The following is a 15513-nucleotide window of genomic DNA, read 5'->3' as shown; positions in this document are numbered from 1 at the left end:
AAGAATCTAGGCATTTTTGTATCATCATTTTGGATAAAGAATCTCATCAATAATCCCGTATTCTTTTGCTTCCTCGGCGCTCATGAAAAAGTCGCGGTCGGTATCCCTAGCTACTTTTTCAACCGGCTGACCGGTACGATCCGAAATAATTTGATTCACATGCTCCCTTAATTTCAAGATACGTCGTGCGGAAATCTCGATTTCGGTTGCTTGCCCGCGTGCACCCCCAAGGGGCTGATGAATCATGATCTCACTATTTGGGAGTGCATATCGTTTTCCTTTTGTTCCTGCGAGCAACAGCATCGCTCCAAACGACGCCGCCATTCCTGTGCAAATCGTCCGAATATCCGGTTTAATATATTGCATCGTATCAAAAATCGCAAATCCAGCTGAAGTCGAACCGCCGGGACTGTTAATATAAAGAGAAATTTCTTTATCAGGAGCATCAGCTGCTAAAAATAATAATTGTGCTACTACACTGTTAGCAACTTGATCATTAATCTCATCACCTATGATAATAATCCGATCCTTTAGCAAGCGTGAATAAATATCATAGGACCGTTCCCCACGGTTGGATTGTTCTATTACATATGGAATCGTACTCAAATAAACTCCTCCTTAAAAGCGTAATTGGCTAAGCAGCCATGCAGAGAGCGCTTATAGGAAAGTGAGTTTGTTTTAAAGGTAAAGTAACAAGTTTAGGCGAATCAACAACACTTTTTATTTGAGGAACCATTTCAATTAGAACGGTTGGATCTTGAAGCTTCAAAGCTTCGTAAAAAAGCTCTGAAAGCACCTCGCGCTCCTCTTCATCCCAATATTTTTCAGCTGATCCCTCTTCTTTCGCTTTTTCTAAACGCTGCTTTGACCGATGAAGATTCGCTTTCACAGCCATTTCGGTGGTATTTAAAAGATCAGCAATTTCCTTGAGCTGATATTGAAAACCTTCCTTTAGCAAAAAAATGACTGCCTGCTTCGGAGTAAACTGCCTTAGCATGATGTCGACAGTAGCCATGATATTGTCTAACTGACTCCTTGCCTCTTCGTAATTAAGCTCGACCTCCGCCTCAATCGATTCATTTTTCCTTTTACGAATCTGGTCAACCCAATGATTGTAAGCCATTTTATTTAATAAAGCAGAAGACATTTTTTCATTAATGGTGTAATTCTTTAATGCCTTCAAAATGGTCTCTTGGGCAATATCATCACCATCCCATTGGTTTTGGGCAAGAAAATGACAATAGCGCTTGAGTTTTGGATAATATTCAATCCATAAAGATTCTTCCTCGTTATCTACTGGACACGAATTTACTCGGTTTAACATTGTGTTCACTCCTTTAGCACTCTCTATCCTTTAAACGTTTCAAGGGGGCTAAAAAGATACGGGGTAAATAATTTATTTTATGTTTTAATCCACATATTGATTTAATTTTTATAATTCAATCTGTTTAATGATTTTTGCAGGATTGCCGCCAACAACAACATTGTTAGGGATATTTTTTGTGACAACCGAACCGGATGCGATTACCACGTTATTGCCGATGATTACACCAGGATTAATCACAGATTTTCCTTCAATCCAAACATTATCACCAATCGATACCGGTTTTCCGTATTCCTTCCCGGAATTCCTTTCTATCGGATGGATTGGATGTGTAGCCGTGTAAATATGAACACCCGGAGCAATGAAGCAGTTAACACCGATTCGAATTTCACATACATCTAAAAATACACAATCGAAATTTGCATAAAAGTTTTCTCCGACATGGAGATTAAAGCCGTAATCACATCTTACATTTGGCTCTACAGATATATTTTCACCTGTGGACCCAAATAGTTCTTTTAATATTTCTGAGCGTTTGCTGATCTCCGTTTCAAGTGATTGATTAAATAAACGGATTAGTCTCCGTGCATTTTCGCCATCCTTTACTAATACCGGGTCAGCTGGGTTATACAGCTCCCCATCTAGCATCTTTTCTTTTTCTGTTTTCATCCAAATTCTCCTTAAAAGGAATCTTAATTTATAGTAATATTCCATCAGTAGACAGTCCAATGAAAAGACGAAAAAAGAGTTGCGAAATTTTTCACAACTCAATTCTTCGATACTTGTCAGCGATAAAAGTCCAATCCTCAACAAACATGGTCCAAAGGTTTGGGCGGCGTCTTACTGCTAATGGATGGTACCCTACGGCTGTTTGAAATCCTTGAACTCGATGCATCTTGCCCCGTAAGCTTTTAACATCTACTAAAGGATCATGGAAAAAAGGTTGAACCGCAACATTTCCTAAACACACAATTATAGCAGGATGTTTTACTTCAAGCTGTTCTTTTAAATGGCCCATACAGACTTTGCGGGTTTGTTCTTTATCATAAGCACGTACTGGTTTTCTTTTTAAAATATACGTAATATACAAGTCATCCTTGTCCAAGCAAACCTGATGGACTGCCGCTTGTAATGCTTGCCTTGTCCCGCAAACAAAGGGTGTTCCTTCCCGATCCTCGCGGGCTCCCGGGTTATCGAGAATGACCATAATCGGAGCATCAGGATTCCCTTCGCCCCAGACCATTCGGGTACCATGCTGTATGAGACCGCATTCTCCGCAATCCTTTAGCAGTTCAGGAGTTGGTTCCTCCGGCCAGAGTGATGGACAGAAATCTGTCATTAGGTTCCCTCCATAATATGTAGTACATCTTAGTGTCCCATTTTCAGAATGGTTCAAAACCTTTCTGACTGATTAAAATCTGATTTTCAGAAAAAAATGGCTTTAACCTTTCATACACCAACCGATATGCTTCTGGCCCGTACCATTCTGTTAAACCCAAATTCTCATATATCTGCTCAATCCCCAGACGCTTCGTCCGTCTACCGCCGCTGCCGTCTCCCATAAAAAAATCATCGATACAAACCCGATTGACTAATGATTTTAATTTTTCTGGAAACCCTTCACTGCTTGGTAAAACCGGTGCAATCGTTGCCTGTGTTGGAATCCCTGCATCTTTTAGTTGCTCGAGCGTTTTTAATCTTGCTCCGATCGGTGGAGCATGAGGTGTAAAATGTGTGCGAATCTCTTCTAAATCCGTTTCAATCGTCATACTGACCCGTACCCTGTCTTCTAATCGAAGCAGAAGGTCTATATCTCGGCAAACAAGCGGACTCCTTGTTTGTACCATTAAAAAATCAGGCGGTTCAATGGTCATGACCTCCAGCAAGGATCTCGTTAATTTTTCCTTATACTCAATCGGTTGATAGGGGTCAGTGGCGGAGGACATAAAAATCGTAACCCTTCCTTTACCCTTTTCTCTTCTTAGTTCTTTAATAAGTAAATTGGCAGCATCCTGCTTGATATCCACCCATGTGCCCCACTCTTTTTTTCGAAAAAGCGAAACCGGCATTTGCCGGACATAGCAATAGGAACAGGCAAAGGAACAGCCAGTATACGGATTCAGAGAATGCGTATATCCACCAAGATAACCCGTTCCTTTGTTTAACAGCGTTTTCGGATTTTTATAAGAAAGCTCACTTTGCGTCATGAAAAATAATCCCAAGTGTATATCTTGTTCCCGACGTAATTGTACTGACTCCATGCTTTAAGGTTGTTCGATAATACCCGTTTGTTCCCAATACAGGTCGGTTGTTTGTTGGAAAAATTAATCCCGCACCTTGTTCTAAGGTAATAACATGTCCTCGGCTTTGTGCTCTCGGGCGCTGCTCCACTAACAGGAACTCTCCGCCAGTATAATCTAACTCTTTTTGATTCAAGGCAAATACGACTTGGAATGGAAAAAAGACATCACCGTATAAATCCTGATGAAGGCAGTTGTAACCACCGGATTCATATTTTAATATCAATTGCGTGGAGCGAAGCTGATCCTGCTGGTGACACTGTTCAAGAAATTCGTCCAGTGACCGAGGATACGTAGCATCTCTCCTCAACTGTTCATTCCAGCGATTTGCTATTTTAGCAAGTTCAGGGTAAAAACCTTCTCTAAGTTGTTGGAGTTGGTCCGGCAATGGGGCCAGATAATATTTATACTCCCCAACTCCGAACCTGTATCTGGCCATATTAATTGTGCTTCGAAAATAGTATTCTTGATAATAGGTATTCACTATTTCATTACATTCTTCTTTTTCCAGTATCACAGGCAGGTGTGCGTGACCATTCTCCTCCAGTTCAGTTTGAATATTTTCCCAATTTAACCCCAAAATTCGATCTTTGATCCTCATTTTATTTTTCCCTGCCTTCTCGTTCAATAGTAAGCAGATGTTTTTTCATTTCCAATCCACCACGGTACCCGGTTAGCGAACCATTTTTTCCAATGACCCGATGGCATGGAACGGTAATTAGCACCGGATTAGCGCCAATTGCGGTCCCGACTGCTCTAACTGCAGCTGGTTTTTGGATATGTTTCGCAATATCTGAATAGGTCCTGGTTTCCCCAAAGGGAATTTCACAAAGGGCGTTCCAGACAGAGACCTGAAATTCTGTTCCATGATAATCCATTGGTATGGTAAATTCTTTGCGGTATCCATGCAAATACTCAGTTATTTCCACTACATATGGCTGTAATTTTTCATCATCACGGATTAACGTGCTGCTGGGATATCGTTTCTCCGCCCAAGTAGATAGCTCTTCAAACGGTTGATTTTTTGAACCTACAAAACAAAGCCCTTTTTGGGTTGCTGCTATATTGAGAGTCCATCCTTCATGTTCCATTAATGTCCAGTAAATTGTCGATTTACTCTTTGAACTCACTTTTTTCCCACCTCCTTGTTCCGATATTCAACGGGTGTTAGCCCGTTTTTCTTTTTAAACAATGTTATAAAATATGGTGTATTCGGTAATCCAACCAATAAGGCAATTTCAGCAATTGTTTTTTTTGAATGGATTAAATAGTTTCTGGCTGTATTTACCCTTATTTGCTGAATGTACTCTACCGGGGTTACTCCTGTTATTCTCTTAAATGTTCGATGCAAATGATAGGGACTGCCATGACAAACATCAGCCAATATTTCCAGTGTAAGTTTATCAGTGTAATTTTGATCAATATAGTTTTTTATCTGGACAACCCATTCCTGGTCAGGAAGCCGGTCACCAGTTGGTTTACATCGTTTGCATGGACGGAAATGAGCGGTCAGGGCCTCTTCCGCATGTTTAAAAATAAGGACATTTTCCTTTTTTGGTGGTCTTGATTTGCATGATGGCTTGCAAAAAATACCCGTACTCTTCACTGCATAGAAAAATTGCTGATTGTAATTGGCATCATTGAGTAGAATCGCCTGCCATTTTTCTTCAGTCAGTTCTTCAGTTCCTTGCCCAATTTTCATTTCCATCACCTCTGAAAATAGTATACCTTCTCTGAGAGACAAATTTACAGATTTAATATGTAATAGCAAGATATCGAAATCATTTTTATGTTAAAAATAGAATAGGGATTTTTTAAAAATTGGAGGTTTTACTTTGATTAATTGGCAAGACCATGAGCATGAACTAACCTTGTTTACTCCAAAGGAATTTAATTTTAAAGAAAATCTAAATTACTTAACGAGATCCCCTATTGAATGTATGTATATGATAAAGGACGAACGGATCTATAAGGCTATATCGATCGGGCAGGAGATATCCATTATTGAAATAAATGCGGATGCAGAAGATAATTTAATGATCCGTTTTTTAGGAGATTCCGCCCCTCCAAGTAAAATGACCAGAACGGCTGTAGCCTACTATGTGTGGGAGTGGTTTGATTTGGAGAGAGATTTGGTACCGTTTTATGTGATGGCAAAAAAAGATTCCTTGTTAAAAGGGACAGTCAATTCGTTTTATGGATTACGGATTATGGGGATTCCTGATCTTTTTGAGGCGCTTTGCTGGGGCATCCTTGGCCAGCAAATTAATTTGACTTTTGCTTATACTTTAAAAAGGCGACTCGTTGAAAACTTTGGGCAGTGTGTGGAATTTGAAGGTGAATCCTATTGGATATTCCCTAAACCTTCCGAAATTGCCAATTTACAGGTAGAGGATTTAGTTGGGTTAAGAATGACCGTTAAGAAATGCGAGTATTTGATTGAAGTAGCCAATTTAATGGTAAAGGGAAAATTAACAAAAGAAATTTTATTGGATGCTGGAAATTTAAAAGGAGCGGAAAAAAAGTTAGTTAGTATTCGCGGGATTGGACCATGGACGGCCAGTTATGTCCTGATGCGCTGTTTACGGTTTCCTGAGGCCTTTCCAATTGATGATGTCGGACTGCATAATGCGATTAAACATATATTAGGAACGGATAAAAAGCCAACAAAAGATGAAATTTCAGATTTAGCTGCGAACTGGGACGGCTGGGAGGCCTATGCAACTTTCTATTTGTGGAGGGTTCTATATTAAATATTAGATCACAAAAGGGGGAATCCAGATGAAAATTCGACTTTCTGACTTTAGCGAAAACTGGGGAGAAATGTTTCAAGCGGAGGCTGAATTGCTAAAAACTATTTTTGTGAATCAGATCATTACATTTGAACATTTTGGGAGCACCTCCGTGCAAGGCATGAAGGCAAAACCTGTGATTGATATGATGTGTATTGTAAAAGACATTGAAAAAATTGATTTATTCAACGATAAAATGAATTCTTTAGGCTATGATGTTGCTGGGGAATTTCAGGGAGAAGATTATTCCGAAAAGGCGGGGAGAACAGGACACATCATATCCACTTTTAACAATTCGCTAACCCTCAAATTGAACGCCATTTAATATATCGCGATTACCTGCGATCCCATCCTGAGGATGCAGCTAGGTACAGTCATTTCAAAGAAGAGTTGGCCCAACGTTTCGAGCATACCAGAGAATATAGCGCGGCCAAAAAAGGATTCGTGAAGGAATTGGAACAGCAAGCACTCCGGTGGTTTGCAGAAAAATTCCAATGAATATGAATAAAGGAATCAACACCCATTTTACTTCAATAGAGGAAATCAATATGTATTTTGAGAAGTTATAACAAGATGGTAAAGTTCTTATGCCACTTGGACCTACACTTGTAAGTCAAACTTTTGGCTGGGTAGAAGATCAATATGGAGTTTCATAGCAGCTGAATCTCCCCAAAAATTAAAACAAAAAGGATGGTCTATAATAATATTGGACCATCCTTTCTACAATTTTCTTAAAGAACTGGTATCCAGATTTCCGAATAGTAATCGTCGCCGGATGGGTCTCCTTTTGGATAAACTTCCATCTCGAGTGAGGCTGCATGCCTATAGCCGCTGGTTGGAAACCATTCGGTAAAAATTTGTTTCCAAGCGTTTTGCATAGCATGGGGCATTGCACCACGGACTTCGAAAACAGCCCATTTAGAGCTAGGAATTTTTAAATGGTTTAGTCCTTGTGGAACCTCACCTTCAAATTCCGCTGCTACCCAATAATCCATTTCATCTGAATGTTGATTGGAGTTAGCCACACATACCCCTAAAACACCTTTTATGTTTCCATTATTCAAATGGTAAAGACGTTCACTCGTTCCATTTGCATTCACCTCATCCCAGAGTTTTGGAATACCATCGAGATTTTCTCCATTCACCAGTAAAAATTTCCGTTTAATCCCTACGATTGTAAATGGGTCTTTTTCAATCATTCTGTATTTCATCGTTTCTGCTCCTTTTTAAACAAGCAATAAAATGGTATATTCTAACTATACATAATATTTGGTGAATAGTGTTTAGTCAAACTAAATCGGAAGAAGGTAAGCTATGGGATATGACGTAATTGTTGTAGGCGCTGGTATTGCAGGTTTAGTGACAACAGCCGAACTTGCTGAAGCCGGTAAAAAAGTACTACTTTTAGATCAAGAACCGGAAGCTTCCCTTGGAGGCCAGGCCTGGTGGTCATTTGGCGGTTTATTTCTTGTCGATTCACCTGAACAGCGCAGAATGGGAATTAAAGACTCACGCGCGCTTGCCTGGCAGGATTGGGTAGGTGCTGCTGGATTTGACCGGTTGGAGGATGAAGATTATTGGGGGATGAAATGGGCGGAAGCTTATATTGATTTTGCCGCAGGAGAAAAACGGCAATGGCTTTACGAAATGGGTGTGCGATTTTTCCCAGTTGTTGGATGGGCGGAACGTGGAGGATACCTTGCTGATGGGCATGGTAACTCTGTACCGCGGTTTCATATCGTTTGGGGCACAGGTCCAGGGTTAGTAAAACCTTTTGAAGAAAGGGTCCGGAAAGCGATGAAGAATGGAATTGTCGCCTACCGTCCGCGACACCGCGTTACTGAATTAATTACCGAAAATGAAGCAGTAACTGGAGTTCGTGGTGATATCCTTGTTCCAAGCTCGGTCGCCCGTGGTGAAGCAAGCTCACGAGAGGTTGTTGGAGATTTTGAGTTCCACTCACAAGCAGTAGTGGTAACGAGCGGCGGCATCGGCGGCAATCATGAACTGATTCGAAAAAATTGGCCTGCACGGCTTGGGGATGCACCCAAAAATATGATTTCCGGTGTTCCAGAACATGTCGATGGTAAAATGCTTGCCATCACAGAGAAGGTCGGAGGCCGCATTGTCAATCGAGACCGGATGTGGCACTATACGGAAGGCATCAAAAACTGGAATTCAGTTTGGCCAATGCATGGAATTCGGATTTTGCCCGGCCCTTCCTCCATTTGGCTTGATGCAACCGGCAAGCGCTTTCCAGCACCGAACTTCCCTGGGTTCGACACATTAGGAACACTGGAAGCAATTATGAAAACAGGATATGATTACTCGTGGTTTATTTTGACTCAGAAAATAATTGAAAAAGAGTTTGCACTATCTGGCTCTGAACAAAATCCCGATCTGACTGAAAAGAGTATCAAAAAAGTTTTATCCCGTGTCCTTCCAGGCCCTACTCCACCAGTTAAAGCGTTCATGGATAAGGGTGAAGATTTTGTAGTGTCAAATACTTTGCCTGAACTGGTTGCCGGAATGAACAAACTTTCGGGAACGAATTTGCTTAAATATGAAGAAATTGAAAGACAGATTTTGGCCAGAGACCGTGAAATGGATAATACCTTTACAAAGGATTTGCAAATAACGGCTTTACGCGGTGCCCGTAACTATCTTGGAGATAAGCTAATACGAGTTGCATCTCCTCACAAAATCCTTGATCCGAAAATGGGACCGTTAATTGCAGTCCGACTCAATATATTGAGCCGTAAAACGCTTGGCGGCTTGCAAACGGATTTATCCGGCCGTGTTCTAAATATATCAGGGAATCCCGTCCCAGGTCTTTTTGCTGCGGGTGAAGTTTCCGGTTTTGGAGGCGGCGGTATTCATGGGTATCGTTCATTGGAAGGGACTTTTGTCGGCGGATGTCTTTTTACAGGAAGGCAGGCGGGGCGTGCCTTAGCAAAAGAATTAAAATAGGTGCAAAAGCAGCGGGTTACACCATGAACTTCGCTGCTTTTGCACCTATTTCTTTTTCAAATAAAAGATTTCTTCGTTTTTGTCATTCCATTTAATGGTGACCTTCATCGGTTCACTTGCATCTATCACAGCGCATCCTGAACAAGCATGAGAGATTCTAATAGTCGCCCCTTTATGATCCTCTTCCTTTCGTTCCGATTTTCCCGAACTATTTTCAATTATGACTTGAAGATTCTTAAAATTGGTATTTTTATTTGCATTTTTATAACCAAAAATGAAGGTTCCATCTTCTCTATTCCCTTCAATATTAGCGGAATATTGGCCTTCCCAGTGTTTACTACTGCCAGAAAGAAAAACCGATTGATTGCTACATGCTGCGAGGCAGAAAATGATAAGAAGAACAAACAGTTTTTTCATCGGATCCCCCAATCTAACGGTTTATATTACATATTCAACATAAGGTAAAATTATCCTTTTTTGAGGCTTTTAATTGATGGTTAGATTAATTATTTTTGGAAGATTTATTTGCCCGTTTTAAAGTTTGTTTGTCACTTTATGCAATATATTTTCTACAGTACCCCATCGCAAAAAACACCGCACTGCTTAAAGTACGGTGTTTCCTATTCATAAATTAATTCATAAACACAAATTCCGTCCTGCTTCCTGTCTGACCGGCAATTACTTCGAGTCTGGCATCAATCCGTTCTTTTAGCTCAGGGACATGGGAGATGATTCCAACCAACCGGCCGCTGCTTTGGATATCGATCAACGCTTCAATTGCCTGATCGAGCGATTCAGGGTCGAGAGTTCCGAACCCTTCATCAATAAACATCGTTTCCAACGAAACGCCGCCAGCGTAGTTTTGAACGACATCCGCAAGCCCCAATGCTAATGAAAGTGCAGCCTTAAAGCTTTCCCCGCCAGATAATGTTTTTACATGACGCTCCTGGCCTGTATATTGGTCAAAGACTAAAAGCTCTAAGCCACTTTGAACATTCCCTTTCGAACGGTCCGTTTTCCGACTAAGATGGAACCGTCCAGATGTCATCCTACGTAAACGAACATTCGCCTCTCTCAAAATATCATCTAAGAAGGCGGCAAGCACAAAGCGTTCAAAGGTAATCCGGAAAGTATTTTTTCCGCTGGAGATATCGGCAAGATGACCAATCAGCTTATGCCTTTCTTCCAGTACCTTCATTTGTTCATTCAAACCGACAATACGTTGATATATTTCTTCGTTATCACGCTTTTTCATAATAAAATCGGTACGATCATGATTCAATTGGTCTACCACTTGGACTAATTTTTCCAGGTCCTCTCTTATAGCTGCAACATCAGGTGTTTTAACATCCTTCAATAGCCCCTGTAACTGTTCGAATTGGTCGGTAACGGATCTTACATCCTCGCGGTAACCGCGGATTTCCATTTCAATAGCTTGGATTTCTCCATCTGATAGTTTCGCTGCGCTATAATCTCCCCATTTTTCAAAACCTTGCACTGATAACTGATTTAGGAACGCTGCACGTTCTGTATCAAGTTCAGCCGCTTTTGCAGTGAGAATTTTTTCAGCATCTACTAATCTTGCAGATTCAGCGGAATGACGTTCCTTTACTACTTGTAATTGTTGTTTAGCAGCCTCGAACTGTTGAAGTAATGACTCATGAAGTTTCTTGGCACCTGTAAGTGCCTTTTCATACTCAGCTTCCGTTCGAAGGTTTTCTGGAATACTTTTCATCATTCGTGTCAAATCAGTATTCTTTGCTGTAAAACGAACCCTTAGATCCATAACCTCATTGGCAAGTTGTTGAAGAGCATTCTGTAAGGCCGTTTTTCCCGTTTCCGCTTTCTCCAAATTCTCTTGCACCTGTCCAAGGAGTTTGATTTGTTCACCAAGGTTTTTCTGAACCCGATCCAATCGCTCTTTTTCAAATGTAACCTCCGATTTCACATCATTCAAATCATTCTCTGTAAAATCGGCCCGATAAAAGTGTATTTCCTTGAGAATTTCATCCAATGCTTCCCGTTGCCTTTTTTCTTCTGAAAGGCGTTCGTAGTAACTGGATTCATCCTTCGATTTATCCTTTTCTAATAGAGTTACCTGATCCTTAGCTGCCTTTAAATCTTGTTCATTAGGAATAGAATCTTCATGAAAGGGTGCAGGGGATGGATGATGTTCGGAACCACAAACTGGACAGGCTTCTCCCTCATGAAGCTTTGCTGCCAAAAGTGCAGCTTGCCCATGAATCCATTTATTCTCTAAGGTTTCAAGATAAGTCTTTGCATCTAAATATCGAGCAGATGTGTTTTCATAACGCCCTTTTACAACCTTCAAATTATTTTCAGCTTTTTGATGTAATACCAGTGTTGTTTCATATTTCATGAGACGTTCAATCTCTGACTGAAGCCGATCCAATTGACCTTTATTTTCTGCAAAGGCAATCTGACCCTTTTCAATTTCCGCTTTTTGCTGAGAAAGAGACTTGAACTGTTCTTCTAGGTGCGCTAATTTCTTTTCTGTTTTTTGCTGCTCTTCCTGCTTTAGTTTCAGCTGGTTTTCAATATGTCTTTTCTCTTTATCGAGTGTTGCAAAGGAATAAACATCCTCTTTCATGTGAACAAGATGATTGATTTCTTCCTGGGCAGCCTGACGCTCCCCTTCCCGCTCGAGTTCTGCTTGCACCTTGCGTTCACTTTGTTGGATAAGGGTAGATAATTTTTCAATTTCGGTTTGAATAGCAGTAACCGAATCTTTCGCTTCATCCATCTGTCGCTTTAAACGATGACAAAGCTCCTCCTGTTTTGCTAAAAGTGCAGCCTTCCGCGCTTTTTCAACTTGTTTTTCTTTGCCCGCAAAAGTATCTCCTTTTGCTTCCAGCTCGTTTTTTCGAATCCGCAGCTTCTCCTTAGTCTCAAGCTGTTTCAGGATCGCTTCTGCCTCAAAAAGCTGTGCCTTCCGCCCATCCTGTTCCTGTATTTTTTCCTTCACTACTTGTTCCAATTTTTTAAGTTCTTCCGCCATTCCGGCAATTTCCTTCAATAATATCGGTAAGATGATCGTGTCATTCTCACTTCCCGCTTCCACGTATTCACGAAGCTCCTCATTGGTTACAGCATGTATTCGGTGAATTGCTTCATTTCTCGCTTTGACCTGCTCCTCAACAGATTTTTTCAGCTCAACCGCTTCATTCTTAAGTTTTTCCTCAACCAATTTATAGACCTGTGTATGGAAAAGCCGCTGCAAAATGACTTCTTTATCTTTACTATCAGAAGTTAACAGTTTTCGGAATTCTCCTTGAGGAATCATCAAAATCTGGCGAAATTGATTGCTGTCAATCAGCATGATTTCTTTAATTTTTTCCTCAACATCACTGACTTTAGATGCAATCAGCTTTTTCTCACCGGTTTCATCTACCATGAATAACTCCGCTTTTGCACCTATTTGCGTATAGCCATCGCCTTTTTCTTTCTTTTTTAATTGCTGGGGCATGCGTGTAATCGAATACCGTTTGTTTCGAAGGGAAAAATCAAGTGAAACCTCGGTCAATAATTCATCCGATGCAAACTGACTGCGAAGTTCCGGTCCATTGCGGTCTTCACCGCTTGCTTTTCCATAGATCGCATAGCTGATAGCATCAAAAATGGTTGTTTTACCCGAACCGGTTTTTCCTGAAATGACAAACATCGTTCGATTGCCAAGCTCCTTAAAGTCAATCGACTCAGAACCCGCATATGGCCCAAAGGCCTGCATCGTTAGTTTTATTGGCTTCATTTCGCTCCCTCCTCTTTTAAAACTTTTTCAATCACTTCAGCCATAACCGACTTTTTGTCGTTTGTAAATTCGGCTGAAGTCATTTCGTTATAAAATTGCTCGAATAATTCAATCTCTGATTTTTTATCCCCTTGCATTGCATTGTAGGATTGTTTTTTCTTCATATCCGTTAAATCGATTTTCCGTTCAAGATGCAGCACATTTGGGTATACCTGGCGCAATTTATTAATCGGGTCGATTAATGCCCCTTCATCTAATAACGATATTTTCAAATAATCATGGACACGTTGTTTTTCGTAAAATGAAGGGTCTAATAATTCGTCCAGATGTCCTTCAAGCTCCCGCATATCATGTGTAGGGGTTAACGAACGGTAACGATGTGTAAACTGACCTTTGTCATCCATTTCAATAATGGAAATAGATTTATTTTGTTTCGCTTCAGAAAAAGAATATTTTAGAAGTGAGCCTGAGTATTTCACCTTTTGGTGGTTAATCGCATCAGGACTATGAAGATGTCCAAGTGCGGTATAGGAAAAGGGTTCAAATAGTTCCGCACCGACACAACCGGAACCGCCGACAGATAATACTCGTTCAGAGACCGATGTCTTTCCTCCCAACACAAAGGCATGCCCGACCAAAACGTTCGGTTCGTTTGGATTTAACGTTTCCTCCATTTTACCGATGAGTGCCTTCATTGCATCATGGTGGGAATGGATTGAATCATCCTCCAGAAGCTGACGGACGACACCAGGTTCTGCATAGGGTACAAGATAAAAATTAACACCATTCACTTGGACTGGTGTAAACGTATTGGTTAGTTTCCCTGATAAATAAAATTGACTATGCTTGTACCATGAACTTCCAAATGAGAGCCGCTCTGCACTGTCATGATTTCCTGCAATTGAGACAATCGGCGTTTTCAGTTCGACATTGATTTTAAAAAGGATTTGATCTAATAATTCGACGGCATCTGTTGGCGGGACGGACCGGTCATATAAATCTCCAGCAATTACAACGGCATCCGGCTGTTCTTCAGCAACAACTTGCACAAACTGTTCAAGAATTTCGCGCTGATTCTCGGTCATATAGACGCCATGCACCAATTTCCCTAAATGCCAGTCGGCAGTATGGATAAACTTCATTCTTTTCACCCCGTTAGCTAGATTTCAATACTACTATTATAGCAAAATACCATATGTAATAGTTTGGGAAATCTAAGAAGGAAATGAAGGTTTTGTGGATGGCTTGATGGTGAGTGGGAATGGAAAGTATTTTAACTAAACTGGAAAATAAAATGTATTAAGTAGAAAGTATTTTGACCAAACTGGAAAGTAACCCACCCAAACTGGATGGTATTTCAATAACACCCAGAACATTCACCAAAAATAAAAAACAGCCCGATAAATCTACCGGACTGTTGGAATTGGTTTCGTTAAATTACTTTTTAGTTACGTTAGCAGCTTGTGGTCCACGAGCTCCTTCAACTACTTCGAAAGAAACTTCTTGACCTTCTTCTAAAGTTTTGAAACCTTCAGATTGGATTGCAGAATAGTGAACGAATACGTCGTTTCCGTCTTCAGCTTCGATGAATCCGAAACCTTTTTCAGAGTTAAACCATTTTACTTTACCGTTTTTCATGTAAAAAAATCCTCCTATTGGCCTCCATAGAAACCATGTGTAAAATTCACCAAATTACAACGTGATAGCTTTACTTTCACTTTCTTATCCAAACTTCGGTTAAAACTTTGAACAAGCTTTTGCATAAATCTAATCTCGTGCAACGGCTGATTAAAATTTAACATTTATTAGGTATATTGTCAAGAAAGGAACAGTTGACACAAATCTACAATATCCTACATCCATCGCAGTAAATCGTTCCTATTCCATTGTTTATTACCTCATTAAATCTTCTAAAAGGACAGGGTAATGAAAATAAAAGAGAAGGAAATTGTCGAATAATATTTGAGCTATAAATAGGAAAACGCCGAAGAACTTAATTCTTCGGCGTGAGCGTCAACTCTTCTTCTCCATCTTTAAATTTATCTAATATAGAGATGGTATCAACAAGGTGGTTATTAAAGATTTGACGAGCTACAGCTAATAATTCAATAATCATAGGATCTTTTAGGGTATAAATCACTTTATTTCCTTCTTTTGTCCCTGAGACAATATTTTTTGCCCTTAAAACCTGCAACTGCTGGGAAACAGCGGATCCTTCACTGCCAACTAAGGTTTGAATTTCATTAACATTTTTATCCCCTTCAGCTAACAGTTCTAAAATGCGGATTCGTAATGGGTGGGCAAGCGCCTTGAAAAACTCCGCTTTAAATTGCTGCATTTCTAAATTCAAATTTTCCA

Annotated in this window: 16 protein-coding genes and 1 pseudogene; 3 read left to right on the top strand and 14 right to left on the bottom strand. The window is 40.3% G+C overall.

What is annotated here, in order from left to right:
* Positions 1–24: 24 nt before the first annotated feature.
* From clpP to RCG21_RS13085, 8 genes are all read right to left on the bottom strand, one after another.
* Positions 25–606: an ATP-dependent Clp endopeptidase proteolytic subunit ClpP gene (clpP, locus tag RCG21_RS13120; RefSeq protein ID WP_026575174.1), complete on the bottom strand. Its 582-nt coding sequence runs from the start codon at positions 604–606 to the stop codon at positions 25–27.
* Positions 607–634: 28 nt separating this feature from the next.
* Positions 635–1324, bottom strand: coding sequence for a sigma-70 family RNA polymerase sigma factor (locus tag RCG21_RS13115; RefSeq protein ID WP_133333613.1), 690 nt, complete (start codon positions 1322–1324; stop codon positions 635–637).
* Between the two features lie 108 nt (positions 1325–1432).
* Positions 1433–1993, bottom strand: a complete 561-nt coding sequence (locus RCG21_RS13110; RefSeq protein ID WP_308913249.1) for a maltose acetyltransferase domain-containing protein — start codon at positions 1991–1993, stop codon at positions 1433–1435.
* A 91-nt stretch (positions 1994–2084) separates the two neighbouring features.
* Positions 2085–2663, bottom strand: a complete 579-nt coding sequence (locus tag RCG21_RS13105) for a uracil-DNA glycosylase (protein WP_308913248.1) — start codon at positions 2661–2663, stop codon at positions 2085–2087.
* Positions 2664–2706: 43 nt separating this feature from the next.
* Positions 2707–3531: an SPL family radical SAM protein gene (locus tag RCG21_RS13100; RefSeq protein ID WP_308913247.1), complete on the bottom strand. Its 825-nt coding sequence runs from the start codon at positions 3529–3531 to the stop codon at positions 2707–2709.
* A complete protein-coding gene (locus RCG21_RS13095) occupies positions 3518–4225 on the bottom strand; it encodes a 2OG-Fe(II) oxygenase (RefSeq protein ID WP_308913246.1) in 708 nt (235 codons plus the stop codon). The genes RCG21_RS13100 and RCG21_RS13095 overlap by 14 nt, the downstream gene beginning before the upstream one ends.
* 1 nt (position 4226) lies before the next feature.
* Complete coding sequence (locus tag RCG21_RS13090) at positions 4227–4754, bottom strand: methylated-DNA--[protein]-cysteine S-methyltransferase (protein ID WP_308913245.1); 528 nt, start codon at positions 4752–4754, stop codon at positions 4227–4229.
* Positions 4751–5326 carry a bifunctional transcriptional activator/DNA repair enzyme AdaA gene (locus RCG21_RS13085; protein WP_308913244.1) on the bottom strand — a complete coding sequence of 192 codons (576 nt, stop codon included), beginning with the start codon at positions 5324–5326 and terminating at the stop codon, positions 4751–4753. The genes RCG21_RS13090 and RCG21_RS13085 overlap by 4 nt, the downstream gene beginning before the upstream one ends.
* Positions 5327–5462: 136 nt before the next feature.
* Between RCG21_RS13085 and RCG21_RS13080 the strand changes: the two genes are divergently transcribed.
* Positions 5463–6377, top strand: a complete 915-nt coding sequence (locus RCG21_RS13080) for a DNA-3-methyladenine glycosylase family protein (protein ID WP_372512759.1) — start codon at positions 5463–5465, stop codon at positions 6375–6377.
* Between the two features lie 28 nt (positions 6378–6405).
* Positions 6406–6914 (top strand): annotated as a pseudogene (locus RCG21_RS13075) (GrpB family protein).
* A 233-nt stretch (positions 6915–7147) separates the two neighbouring features.
* Here the strand turns inward: RCG21_RS13075 and RCG21_RS13065 are convergent.
* Positions 7148–7627, bottom strand: coding sequence for a GyrI-like domain-containing protein (locus tag RCG21_RS13065; protein WP_308913242.1), 480 nt, complete (start codon positions 7625–7627; stop codon positions 7148–7150).
* A gap of 103 nt (positions 7628–7730) precedes the next feature.
* On the opposite strand from RCG21_RS13065, the gene RCG21_RS13060 reads away from it, so the two are divergent.
* Positions 7731–9386, top strand: a complete 1656-nt coding sequence (locus tag RCG21_RS13060) for an FAD-binding dehydrogenase (RefSeq protein WP_308913241.1) — start codon at positions 7731–7733, stop codon at positions 9384–9386.
* 45 nt (positions 9387–9431) lie between these two features.
* Here RCG21_RS13060 and RCG21_RS13055 read toward each other — a convergent pair whose 3' ends face one another.
* The 5 genes from RCG21_RS13055 to RCG21_RS13035 form a co-directional block, all read right to left on the bottom strand.
* Positions 9432–9803: a hypothetical protein gene (locus RCG21_RS13055; RefSeq protein ID WP_133333620.1), complete on the bottom strand. Its 372-nt coding sequence runs from the start codon at positions 9801–9803 to the stop codon at positions 9432–9434.
* 214 nt (positions 9804–10017) lie between these two features.
* Positions 10018–13155 (bottom strand): AAA family ATPase, encoded by a 3138-nt coding sequence (locus tag RCG21_RS13050; RefSeq protein WP_133333621.1) that lies wholly within the window; start codon positions 13153–13155, stop codon positions 10018–10020.
* Positions 13152–14297, bottom strand: coding sequence for an exonuclease SbcCD subunit D (locus RCG21_RS13045; protein WP_308913240.1), 1146 nt, complete (start codon positions 14295–14297; stop codon positions 13152–13154). Before RCG21_RS13045 ends, RCG21_RS13050 begins: the two co-directional genes overlap by 4 nt.
* Positions 14298–14592: 295 nt before the next feature.
* Positions 14593–14793 carry a cold-shock protein gene (locus tag RCG21_RS13040; RefSeq protein WP_026575162.1) on the bottom strand — a complete coding sequence of 67 codons (201 nt, stop codon included), beginning with the start codon at positions 14791–14793 and terminating at the stop codon, positions 14593–14595.
* A 355-nt stretch (positions 14794–15148) separates the two neighbouring features.
* On the bottom strand, positions 15149–15505 hold the full coding sequence (locus RCG21_RS13035; protein ID WP_026575161.1) for an ArsR/SmtB family transcription factor: 357 nt from the start codon (positions 15503–15505) through the stop codon (positions 15149–15151).
* Positions 15506–15513: the final 8 nt, after the last annotated feature.

The sequence above is a fragment of the Bacillus salipaludis genome, assembly GCF_030938565.1.
Taxonomy (GTDB): domain Bacteria; phylum Bacillota; class Bacilli; order Bacillales; family Cytobacillaceae; genus Neobacillus; species Neobacillus salipaludis_A.
Note: the sequence above shows the minus strand (reverse complement) of the source record. Positions and strands in the feature narration are given on the sequence as shown.

Excerpts from the sequence above, each read along its gene's own strand:
- RCG21_RS13115 (WP_133333613.1), bottom strand. The coding sequence starts at position 1,324 with ATGTTAAACCGAGTAAATTCGTGTCCAGTAGATAACGAGGAAGAATCT.
- RCG21_RS13110 (WP_308913249.1), bottom strand. The coding sequence starts at position 1,993 with ATGAAAACAGAAAAAGAAAAGATGCTAGATGGGGAGCTGTATAACCCA.
- RCG21_RS13105 (WP_308913248.1), bottom strand. The coding sequence starts at position 2,663 with ATGACAGATTTCTGTCCATCACTCTGGCCGGAGGAACCAACTCCTGAA.
- RCG21_RS13100 (WP_308913247.1), bottom strand. The coding sequence starts at position 3,531 with ATGACGCAAAGTGAGCTTTCTTATAAAAATCCGAAAACGCTGTTAAAC.
- RCG21_RS13095 (WP_308913246.1), bottom strand. The coding sequence starts at position 4,225 with ATGAGGATCAAAGATCGAATTTTGGGGTTAAATTGGGAAAATATTCAA.
- RCG21_RS13085 (WP_308913244.1), bottom strand. The coding sequence starts at position 5,326 with ATGAAAATTGGGCAAGGAACTGAAGAACTGACTGAAGAAAAATGGCAG.
- RCG21_RS13065 (WP_308913242.1), bottom strand. The coding sequence starts at position 7,627 with ATGAAATACAGAATGATTGAAAAAGACCCATTTACAATCGTAGGGATT.
- RCG21_RS13060 (WP_308913241.1), top strand. The coding sequence starts at position 7,731 with ATGGGATATGACGTAATTGTTGTAGGCGCTGGTATTGCAGGTTTAGTG.
- RCG21_RS13055 (WP_133333620.1), bottom strand. The coding sequence starts at position 9,803 with ATGAAAAAACTGTTTGTTCTTCTTATCATTTTCTGCCTCGCAGCATGT.
- RCG21_RS13050 (WP_133333621.1), bottom strand. The coding sequence starts at position 13,155 with ATGAAGCCAATAAAACTAACGATGCAGGCCTTTGGGCCATATGCGGGT.
- RCG21_RS13045 (WP_308913240.1), bottom strand. The coding sequence starts at position 14,297 with ATGAAGTTTATCCATACTGCCGACTGGCATTTAGGGAAATTGGTGCAT.
- RCG21_RS13040 (WP_026575162.1), bottom strand. The coding sequence starts at position 14,793 with ATGAAAAACGGTAAAGTAAAATGGTTTAACTCTGAAAAAGGTTTCGGA.